At 52.1% G+C, this 9,919-nt stretch carries 10 protein-coding genes and 1 tRNA gene; 5 read left to right on the top strand and 6 right to left on the bottom strand.

All coding sequences use genetic code 11. The annotated features are described in order from the left end of the window. Positions 1-289 precede the first annotated feature (289 nt). Both nfuA and ENI00_RS05475 read left to right on the top strand, forming a co-directional pair. On the top strand, positions 290-877 hold the full coding sequence (nfuA, locus tag ENI00_RS05470; protein WP_304100017.1) for a Fe-S biogenesis protein NfuA: 588 nt from the start codon (positions 290-292) through the stop codon (positions 875-877). A gap of 85 nt (positions 878-962) precedes the next feature. Further along, a complete protein-coding gene (locus ENI00_RS05475; protein ID WP_304100020.1) occupies positions 963-2,156 on the top strand; it encodes a DUF445 domain-containing protein in 1,194 nt (397 codons plus the stop codon). Between the two features lie 23 nt (positions 2,157-2,179). Here ENI00_RS05475 and ENI00_RS05480 read toward each other — a convergent pair whose 3' ends face one another. From ENI00_RS05480 to ENI00_RS05500, 5 genes are all read right to left on the bottom strand, one after another. Beyond that, a complete protein-coding gene (locus ENI00_RS05480) occupies positions 2,180-2,506 on the bottom strand; it encodes a TusE/DsrC/DsvC family sulfur relay protein (RefSeq protein WP_349740364.1) in 327 nt (108 codons plus the stop codon). A 3-nt stretch (positions 2,507-2,509) separates the two neighbouring features. Beyond that, entirely contained in the window at positions 2,510-2,794 is a 285-nt protein-coding gene (tusB, locus tag ENI00_RS05485; protein WP_304100024.1) for a sulfurtransferase complex subunit TusB, read from the bottom strand. Between the two features lie 35 nt (positions 2,795-2,829). After that, positions 2,830-3,180, bottom strand: coding sequence for a DsrE family protein (locus ENI00_RS05490; protein ID WP_304100028.1), 351 nt, complete (start codon positions 3,178-3,180; stop codon positions 2,830-2,832). A gap of 2 nt (positions 3,181-3,182) precedes the next feature. Further along, positions 3,183-3,599 (bottom strand): sulfurtransferase complex subunit TusD, encoded by a 417-nt coding sequence (gene tusD, locus ENI00_RS05495; protein ID WP_304100031.1) that lies wholly within the window; start codon positions 3,597-3,599, stop codon positions 3,183-3,185. Positions 3,600-3,717: 118 nt separating this feature from the next. Continuing rightward, the gene (locus ENI00_RS05500; RefSeq protein ID WP_349740366.1) at positions 3,718-4,434 is read right to left on the bottom strand and encodes a Bax inhibitor-1/YccA family protein; all 717 of its coding nucleotides are present in this window, start codon (positions 4,432-4,434) and stop codon (positions 3,718-3,720) included. A gap of 257 nt (positions 4,435-4,691) precedes the next feature. Between ENI00_RS05500 and ENI00_RS05505 the strand changes: the two genes are divergently transcribed. From ENI00_RS05505 to ENI00_RS05515, 3 genes are all read left to right on the top strand, one after another. Continuing rightward, positions 4,692-4,782 (top strand) — tRNA-Ser (locus ENI00_RS05505). A gap of 521 nt (positions 4,783-5,303) precedes the next feature. Continuing rightward, positions 5,304-7,373 (top strand): TonB-dependent siderophore receptor, encoded by a 2,070-nt coding sequence (locus ENI00_RS05510; protein WP_304100034.1) that lies wholly within the window; start codon positions 5,304-5,306, stop codon positions 7,371-7,373. A gap of 72 nt (positions 7,374-7,445) precedes the next feature. Further along, on the top strand, positions 7,446-8,213 hold the full coding sequence (locus ENI00_RS05515; protein ID WP_304100037.1) for an ATP-binding cassette domain-containing protein: 768 nt from the start codon (positions 7,446-7,448) through the stop codon (positions 8,211-8,213). 42 nt (positions 8,214-8,255) lie between these two features. On the opposite strand, the gene ENI00_RS05520 is transcribed toward ENI00_RS05515, so the two are convergent. Next, a partial coding sequence (locus ENI00_RS05520; RefSeq protein ID WP_304100040.1) for a multidrug ABC transporter permease/ATP-binding protein occupies positions 8,256-9,919 on the bottom strand: 1,664 nt, incomplete at its 5' end.

The raw sequence follows: 9,919 nt of genomic DNA on the forward strand, positions 1-9,919 counted from the left end.
CCTGCAAGGCTTTGTGAAGTTGTTTCAGGCGAATATTGCGATCGGTCATAGTCAGTATTCCGGATGTCGATATTAACGGCGTATTTGTTTCAATGGCGCGAGATGATAGCAAAATGCCGGCGCCAGTCGTAGCGCCGTCTGTGGTTATTCTTTACTTGCGTCAAGAACTGGCCCGGGAAATTGTGGCACGGAAAGGCAAACCCAGGAAAGACCAACTAATTTACTAGGTCTTTCATGTTGCCGCAATCTCCACTAAAATGTACGTAAACTTATCACGGGTGGAAACAACATGGCTTTGGTTACTGTGACAGATCCCGCACGAGATTATCTCGCGCAACTTATTGAAAAGCAGGATGTGCAAGGCATGGGCGTTCGAATATTCGTAACGCAACCGGGCACGAAAAATGCCGAAACATGCCTTGCTTATTGCCCGCCCAATGAGATTGTTCTAACGGACGAACAGGTGGACCTGGAGAAGTTCACATTGTTCCTGGATCACAATTCCGTACCGTTTTTGGAAGAAGCGTACGTGGATTATTCCAAGGATCAAATGGGTGGACAGCTTACGATCAAGGCGCCGAACGCCAAAACGCCCCAAATCGATGATGACGCGCCGTTACCGGACCGGGTGAATTACATTCTCGCGTCTGAAATCAATCCCAATCTTGCGGCACATGGTGGCGAGGTTTCGCTGGTTGAGATTGTGGAAGAATCGGTTGCGATTTTGCGATTCGGTGGGGGCTGCCAAGGCTGTTCGGCAGTGAGCCTAACGCTGAAACAGGGTGTTGAATCAACCCTCAAAGAGCGAGTGCCAGAAATTACAGGCGTTCGCGATGTGACGGATCATACACAAACCGAAAATGCGTATTACCAGTAACGAGAAGGTTCTGGTTTCAAGGTTTGTCCCTGGGCGGCGAGCAATAACAACCCGGGGCTGACCATTTGCATTTTCGGGGTGCCACGTGATCGACGCCGCTCTTTTGTCAGTGCCAATCGTGGCCGCTGTAGCGGGCTGGGTAACTAACTGGCTTGCTATCCAGATGTCCTTTTATCCGGTCCATTTTGTGGGCAGCGGTATGTTTCGCTGGCAGGGCGCATTACCCCGCAAAGCAGAGACTATAGCCCACCTCTTTATCGATAAAACCCTTCGCCAATTCGGCAACCTGAACGCAGCTTACCAACAACTTGAACCCTACCGAATTGTCGAACAGATCGTTTCTCAGGTAACGCCACGCCTGGATGAATACATTGATGAAGCCATGTACAAAGCCCAGCCCGTGCTTTGGGACAATCTGCCTCCAATTTTACGTAAACGCATTTACCAGCGGGCCAAGGCGCAGTTGCCCAGCCTGATAGAAGCACTGGTGGACGATTTTGGCGACAACCTGGACGAGTTGGTCGACCTCAAGGCGCTGCTGAGCCATGAACTGACGCAGCATCCGGATTTAATGAACCGCCTGTTCAAACAGGCCGGTCCGCTTGAGCTGAAAGCGGTCGTCAATAGCGGTGCGCTCATCGGGGGAGCTCTGGGCTGTGTTCTTGCGTCGGCCTGGTGGTTTTATCCAACGAGCTGGCTTTTGCCAGCAGGCGGCCTTTTCATCGGTTTTATCACAAACTGGTTCGCCATCTCGTGGCTTTTCGCGCCACTAAAATCCCGCCGGTTTCTGTTTTGGAGCATTCAGGGTTTGTTTCTACGCCGCCAGCCTGAAATCAGCGACGTATGGGCGAAGCTTGTCTCTGAAGAGTTGTTAACGGTTGAGGCAGTGGCGAATGCCATGATCAACGGCAGTCGGGGCGATCGCACGCGCGCCATCATTCAGAAGCATCTGAGGCCTTTGCTGGACAGCTCACCACTGATGAAGCTTGGCGCTCAGTTAACGGTGGGCATGAGCGGTTACGTTGAGTTGAAAAAAGCCATGAACCAGCAAGCATTGATCGCTACCCATGATGTGTTCAACGATCCGGCCTTTAACAAGGATCGGGCACCGGTTATTGCCCGCGTCTTGTCGGGGCAAACGCAGGCGCTGCGCCCGGCGGAGTTTCAAGACATTCTTCGCTCCGCGTTTCGAGAGGAAGCGGGCACATTGATGTTGATTGGCGGGCTACTGGGTGCGTTGGTTGGTGCTGCGCAATTTATTGCACTGACATACCCATAGGGTGAGCTTGTAAGCGAAGATCACTAAAGGCAGTTGGTTGGCCTGGGCAGCCCGGCAATTCGGCATGCTGTTTTTGCAGGTGTGCCGGGGAACAGTGTCATAAGATAAATACTGTTTCCCCTGGTGTCTCCCAACGCCTCCTTCACCGATTTAACAAACAATCGGTTTGAGGGCGGAGATACTTCATGTGTTTTGTAAAATAAGCGCAAAAACTCAATGATTTCCCAGTGTTTTTCATTAAGCTTTATCCCGTCGTCCGCGGCAATTATCGACGCAGCGGCGGGTGTCCACTCGTTTGCGTTTACCACAAAACCTTCATTATTTCTGGCAGGCATTGTTGGACTGTTCATGGGTCACCAACTGATTACGGTTTGGGCCTGGGCCGTCAGATCAACCATGGCAGGGAAGTCCACCTGCGTGACGCCGTCGGGGCACTGGCCAAGGCCGCGCGCTAACGCATCCGGTGCCAAGACAAACACAGGAACGTCTATTTCAGGATGTTGCTGAGTCGCAAGCGCTAAGACAGCGCTCTCAGTGAAAAGCAGCGCGTCTCCTGGCCTGAGCGCATCCATGCACTGCAACGAGCGCGCATGGCCGGGCGTTTTATTCAGAATGTGAAGGGTATGAATGAGCGCCATAACGGTCCCCAGCTCTGCTTGAACGTTTGTGTGAATCAACCCGCAAAGGCGGCATGAGCGAACTGGTGCAGCAGTTCCGAGCTACTTTCGCACATCACGACACCCTCGATCATGTTGTCAAGCGTCAGCCCGTAGCGCCTGCAGGCAGCGGCATCTGCATACAAAGCCTCAACCCCGAAAATAGGGGCGGCGGAAAGATTCTTTGCCACGGATTTCTGCGCAATATCATTGGGTTGCTGGAATGCCCGCAACCAGTTAACGCCTGTGTCGGTAAACAGGATTGATACGGCCTGGTCGAATGCCGCCAGGGAAAAGGCCATGTCGAGTGCTTCACGCCCGACCCAGGTTCCATAAGGCGACTGGTCAATCATGATCAATGTGCTCACGCTCAATCTCCCGCGTGGAAATAAAGAACTCGTGACGATGCCACTGTGGCCTCTACCCACTCACCAAGCCCTGCAATTATAAAAGGCTCAAGAAGGTTGCTTGCCGGTAGCTCATAACGCTTTCGCTCAGCCTCGTTTACCAGTCCTCGCCTTAGCGCGGACGCGATACACGCAACGCCTGGGATTGCGTTATTCTTCAGAAAACCTGCCCATTCACTTGCCCAATGGGTTTCGTCTGAAGGTGGCGCACAGAGTGCGGAAGCGAGATGTACGCCGTCACCATAGAGAAATACTCGATCCACTGTGTGGCCGGCGGCAATCGCGGCTCTGGCAAATAGCAGAGCCGTTTGCGGAGCTTGGGAAGAGTAGGGTGCTCCGGTGATTACCAGCGTATAGTTTTGCAATGAGGTGGCGGCCATGGCTGCAGTTCTTACCTGAGGTGAAGTCAGTGTAGCTTGGAGCGAGTGTAACAATAGCAAAAACCCCGGCAAAGGCCGGGGTCTGCGTTAGTTCACCGTGCGCCATGCACCCGGAATACTAGTCGCCGGAGAAGGCGCCAATAATATGCAGCAGGCTCAAGAACAGGTTGTAGATGCTCAGGTACAAGCCCGTGGTGGCCATGATGTAGTTGGTTTCACCACCGTTCACAATGCGGCTTGTATCGTACAGAATGAAGCCAGACATCAGGAACACGATCGCAGCGCTAATGGCCAGGCTGATAGCGGTTATTTCAACGCCGAACATAGCCGCAACCATGGAGCCGAGGGCCGCTACCAACACAACAACCATGCCGGCAACCAACATGCCACGCATGAAACTGAAGTCTTTTTTGGTGGTCAATACATAACCGGACAGGGCGAAAAATACCACGCCCGTGCCGCCCAGCGCTTGCATGACGATCTGACCACCGTTAGAGAGTTGCAGGTAGTACAGCAGGATCGGGCCAAGAGAAAGACCCAGCAGGCCGGTGAAAGCAAACACGACGGCAATACCGGCAGAGCTGTTTGCGGTGCGCGGTAGCACAAACCAGATCAGAGCAAGCGCACCCAGGCTGCATACAAGGCTAGCGCCCTGGCTCAAGCCCATGGACATGGACACGCCCGCCATAACCGCACTGAATACGAGTGTCATGGCAAGCAGGGTGTAGGTGTTGCGCAAAACCTTAGTCGCTGACGCACTGATCGGTGCGGTCGCGGATCCGCGGGCAATCATGCCTCTGCGGTTCTGCTGAACATTGTACTGTCTGTTTTGCATTCTGATCTCCGGTTTTATCCAACTTGTTTGGTCAGTGGCGTCAGGCTCCGTGCCTGATGAGCGCCAATTACCTGTAACTACCTTCTATAGTAATGACGAATTCTGAACTTTCAATCATTTAGGACACGAAAAGGCGCTTCAGATTCCATTAAATACAGTTAATGTTCGAATGTATCACCGGTTTTGCGCGGGGCGTTGACAGCACAGGCAATTCCGGTATCATGCACACCGCTGTCGCTCGACAGCAATGGAAAAACGGTGGGCTGGCAGAGTGGCTTAATGCAGCGGTCTTGAAAACCGCCGTACGTTAGTAGCGTACCCGGGGTTCGAATCCCTGGCCCACCGCCATTTTTCCTTCAAATACAAGCAGTCGAGATAGTTTTGTAAGCAGTTAATATGTCTCTAAAGTTTTCGTATATTCCTTACAATATTCGGTTGGATATTCTTCTTCTAATTTTTCCGATTCCCTACCTTAATAATCACTTCTTTCTTCTTTGCCCTCAAACGGCCATCCGTTGTGCGCTTGTCACCGTGCAAAAGGCCATACGCGCCATACTGGAACCGATCTTCGACGGCTCAACCGGTATTGCGCGGGTTCATGAACTACTTCCTGGTGGCAAACGACACATGGATGATTACGCTTATCCGTCACAGTTCGCTCATTCCCACGAACCAAACAACCTGCTCGCTAGCATCTTCTTAGATCTCACGATTGAGAGGGGCACCAACGCTCTTTATTGGGGAGATTTCCGTTTCAGGCATATAATCGAGAATGACTTTCAAATAACAATACTTGTGATTATAATTGATAATAACATTAAGGTAGTCCTGTCGCCGCAAGGCGCCCACACTCTGTTCGAGGCCATGCAATGTCTCCTAGTGCTTTTTCACTTCGTCCACTGCTCAAAGCCATACGTTACGCAGCGCCCCTAGCGTGGCTGGGCGTGGTGCCCCTTAGCATGGCGCAAACCTCCGGCAGCGATACCGAATTACTCAGCCCGCTTGTTGTAACCGGCACTGCGCTGAAAGTGGAAGCGCCTATTATTGAAACGCCTCGTCCGGCTTCTGTCGTTACCCGCGATGAGCTGGAAGAGCGCAACGTACGGTCCCTTGATGAAAGCTTCCGCTATCGAGCGGGTGTCGTAACGGGGCAATATGGCAGTGATAACGATACCGACTGGTTTAAAGTGCGCGGCTATGACCAGTCGACGTATCAGGATGGTTTGCGTATATACCGAGCAGGTTACTACCAATGGTTACCGGAGCCTTATGGAATTGAGAGGGTAGAACTGTTGAAGGGCCCGGCCTCGGTTCTGTATGGCGAAGCGCCTCCTGGCGGCGTTATAAATGCGATCAGCAAGCGTCCCACGAAAGACCGCCGGGGAGAAATTGTTATTGAGGGTGGTACCAACAACCATCAGAAGGTTGGATTTGATAGTTCGGGCCCGGTCAACGACAGTAACGATGTACGCTACCGCCTGGTTGGCCTGTATCAAGACGCCGAGGGCGATATCGACAAGACCGAAAACAAGCGTTACTACGTGGCTCCCAGCCTCGAGTGGGACATCAGCGACCAAACTACGCTGACTGTTTTGGGCAACTTCCAGAAAGACGACGCGGTGCCGTACAACGGCTTCAAATTGCCCTATGGCACTATCGAGAACACGCCGTTTGGCAAAGTCGATCCTGCAGTGTATTACGGTGAGCCCGACTACGATACGAATGAACGCGAACAGTCCTCTCTGGGCTACCAGCTTTCGCATCAATTTAATGACACCTGGCGTTTTGAGCAGGATCTACGCTACAGCAAGCTCGATATGTTGCTGCGCAGCACTTACATTTTCTTCCAAAGCGGGCCAAGAGAAGGCACCCGAGGCCTGGTATATCGCGATGGCGACATCACCTCCTGGACGATTGACAACCGTGTGGTTGGCAAGTGGTTCACGGATCGCACCGAAAACACGCTACTGATGGGTGTCGATTATCAGAACCTGGAAAACTCGGGAAAAGAGGCGGATCCGTTCCCTTTTGGAACGGTTGATCTGTTCAAGCCTCGGTATGGAAATTACACACCGGTGGCGGAAAGCGATCTGACTCAGCGGACGGTCAAGAAACAACAAACGGGTGTCTATCTTCAGAATCAACTCCGCCTGGATGATCAATGGATCTTTCTTGCCGGCGCGCGTTATGACAAAGCGGAAACCGATAACGTGGCAAATGGTACCAAAGAGCGCGCCGACGATAATCAAGTGTCATTATCCGGTGGCATTATGTACCTGATGAACAACGGCATGTCGCCCTACATCAGTTATACCGAGTCATTCCAGCCCACTGTCGGCACCGACGCCAATGGCGCTCTATACAAGCCCCGGGAAGGTAAACAGCTGGAGGCAGGCATTAAATACGCACCTGAGAACATTGATGGCTATTTGAACACCTCGGTATACAAAATTGAAGAGACGAACTCACTGGTGACTAATGGTGCCTTTCAGGTACAAGAAGGCGAGCGCAATACCGATGGCTTTGAACTGGAGGGTGTTGCCTATCTGACCAATAATCTGCAAGCGACCGCAGCGTACACTTACAGCGACTCCACCACGCAAAACCGGGCGATTGGAGCGGATGCGGTTCGGGCTACGCTGATTCCACGCCACATGGCGTCGGCCTGGGTAGACTATGTGTTTTCACAAGCCGTTCCAGGGCTAAAGGTAGGAGCTGGGGCGCGCTTTGTTGGCGAGACTAAAGACGAGACCTATGGCTACGAGGTTCCCTCGCACACCGTCTTTGATGTCATGGCGAGTTATGATTTTGCACAGAACTGGCGCGCCCAACTCAATATCAATAACGTCGCTAACAAAGAATATGTCGCGAGCTGTGACTACTGGTGCTATTACGGCGAAGCAAGGCGCGCCACTGCCAGCTTGAGCTATCGCTGGTGAGCCATTAACGGCTCGAGATTGGCGCCTTACCTGCAAGGTATGCGGTTTACTTTATTCCTTACCCGAGGTGTTATGTTTGAATTGAAAGCGGTCAGTTGGCAGGTCAATGGAAAAACACTGCTGCACCCCATTGATCTCACTATTGACCCAGGGAAAGTGATTGGGCTAATTGGTCATAACGGCTCAGGTAAATCAACGCTATTGAAGCTGCTGGCTCGGCAACAGGCCCCGAGCAGTGGTCATGTGTTGCTCAAAAATAAGCCTTTGGCCGATTGGCGTGACCGATTTCTTGCTCAGCAAATTGCCTATTTGCCACAACAATTACCCTCCACAGAAGGGCTCACCGTAGCCGATTTGGTGCGCCTGGGCCGGTATCCTTGGCATGGCGCCCTGGGTCGTTTTACCAAAGAAGATCAAGCTCAAGTTGACCGTGCCATGGAGTTAACAAGTACCAAAAAATTCGCAGATCGAAATGTGGATGAGCTCTCCGGGGGCGAGCGCCAACGAGTTTGGATTGCCATGTTGATTGCGCAGAACGCTCGTTACTTACTATTGGATGAACCTACATCGGCACTGGATATTGCTCATCAAGTTGAGGTGCTGGCGCTGATTCGCAAGCTTGGTCAGGATTTGGCGATGGGAGTGGTGGTGGTATTACACGATATCAACATGGCGGCTACCTACTGCGATCATCTTGTGGCGTTGCATAGCGGCCATCTGTTAACTCAAGGGAGCCCAAATGAAATCATGAAACCGGAGACTCTCGCAGCCATTTACGGCATTTCTATGTCGGTTATACCTCATCCTCACACTGAAGGCGGTTCCATAGCTGTAGCGTGAAAAATAGATCATATCGGTCAACTCACTTGAGCCCTTACAGGGTTAAACCTCACTAACTCTGGAAATTGCATCCTGGGTTGCAAGGTCACGCTGCTTGCCAGTCAGTTCATGCATGAGACCTTCTTTCATTTCCAGTAAGCGATCAGCATGCTCAAAATAATGATCATCGTGGCTAATGGCGAATATTGTAACGCCCATATCATGTAAGTGGCCCAGTAGCTCCCGGTAAAAATAGCGCCGGAATTGCGGGTCCTGATCCGCCGCCCATTCGTCCAGAAGCATAAAACCCCGTTGCTCGGCGACGGCCAATAACAAAGCAAGCCGCTTTCGTTGCCCTTGCGATAGCTGAGGGTTCGTTACTCGATCGGCATCAATGTGCAATTTTTTGCTCATCTGCAGTCTTTTGAGCCATTCGTTCAACAGTTTTGGTTCGGGACTTTGCCCGTCCGGGCCTACAAGACGATCGAACTGGTGGAAGTCTGTAAATACGGAGGAGAATCGCTGACGAAAATGCTGCCAGTCCTGAGCGGTCGTCAACGGTTTCCCGTCAACCAGGATTTCTCCACTTTGGGGTCGATACAATCCGGTTAGAAGACGAGCAAGAGTAGATTTGCCACTTCCATTTCCACCAATCAGGAAGACCAGCTCACCGCGCCGCAGAGTGATATCAATCGGCCCCACAACAAAACCCCGGCCTTCCTGGTTAGGGTATTGGTAAGTAACTTCTCGCAGCTCAATCGTGCCCCAGTCTGCCGCGGGAGACGCCACATTAAAGTCAGGCGCGTAAGCGGCCAGCTCCAAACTCTCCAGTTTCCTGAATGCAACCTGAGCATTCAATAGCATGGGTAGCGCGCCAATGGCCTGAATCAACGGGGTGCGAAGAAATAATAATGTCAACGAAAAAGTCGCAGCAATATTGGTGTTGGCCCACCCCAGGCCGTTGGCCAGAAAAAATACCACGCCGATCGCGCCAACCATCATGATGTTTGACCAGTTTACGGCTGAAAGATGAAAGGTATCGGAGCGGATTATGTGCCAGCGATAGCTGCTGGCATGGCGTTCGTAGTCGACCTCATAAAGCTGACGAGCTCTACTGCGGTTAAGGGCAAGTTCTTTTCGCCCATCAATAAACGACTCATAATCGCAGTAGAGCGCATCTTCAGTTTCCCGAACCTGCGCCAGGTGGCGATATACCCGTTGAACAAGGAGCCAGCCAACGAGCATCGTTACAGAGACCCATAACATGGTGACGACAAGCATGCCGGGAGAAAGCCAAGCAAGATACGCCGCTGCGCCCACTGTGACCACAACACCTTGTACCAGTTCGGGCAAACGAACAAACGCAAAGGTGATGTTTCGGATGTCAACCGAGAGACTTGCCAGCAAACCCGCACTGCCGATGCGCTCAAGCGTTTCGATATCGGTATCCAGGATCTGCTTGATTAGCCGGCCGCGTAAATCATAAATGAAGTGGTGCCCCAGCATCGTGAGTGCAAGTTGCGCTGCCAAGGTAACCACCAGCAAGAGCAAAACCAATCCGAAAAAGGTTGGCAACACGTGCCACGGTGCCCCCGCAGATTCAATCAGCTGTTGGTTAATGAACGCGATTACGCCAATACCAACGCCTGCGCTGATTAGGCTCAGAAGCATGATGATAACGAAGGGGAGGCGGTACTGGCGGAAAACGATGGCGAGTAGCTCCATCA

The organism is Marinobacter antarcticus, from assembly GCF_011049865.1.
Taxonomy (GTDB): domain Bacteria; phylum Pseudomonadota; class Gammaproteobacteria; order Pseudomonadales; family Oleiphilaceae; genus Marinobacter; species Marinobacter antarcticus_A.

Coding starts and splice junctions, on each gene's coding strand:
- ENI00_RS05500 (WP_349740366.1), bottom strand. CDS start 4,434: ATGCAAAACAGACAGTACAATGTTCAGCAGAACCGCAGAGGCATGATT.
- ENI00_RS05515 (WP_304100037.1), top strand. CDS start 7,446: ATGTTTGAATTGAAAGCGGTCAGTTGGCAGGTCAATGGAAAAACACTG.
- ENI00_RS05480 (WP_349740364.1), bottom strand. CDS start 2,506: ATGAACAGTCCAACAATGCCTGCCAGAAATAATGAAGGTTTTGTGGTA.
- tusD (WP_304100031.1), bottom strand. CDS start 3,599: ATGGCCGCCACCTCATTGCAAAACTATACGCTGGTAATCACCGGAGCA.
- ENI00_RS05510 (WP_304100034.1), top strand. CDS start 5,304: ATGTCTCCTAGTGCTTTTTCACTTCGTCCACTGCTCAAAGCCATACGT.
- nfuA (WP_304100017.1), top strand. CDS start 290: ATGGCTTTGGTTACTGTGACAGATCCCGCACGAGATTATCTCGCGCAA.
- tusB (WP_304100024.1), bottom strand. CDS start 2,794: ATGGCGCTCATTCATACCCTTCACATTCTGAATAAAACGCCCGGCCAT.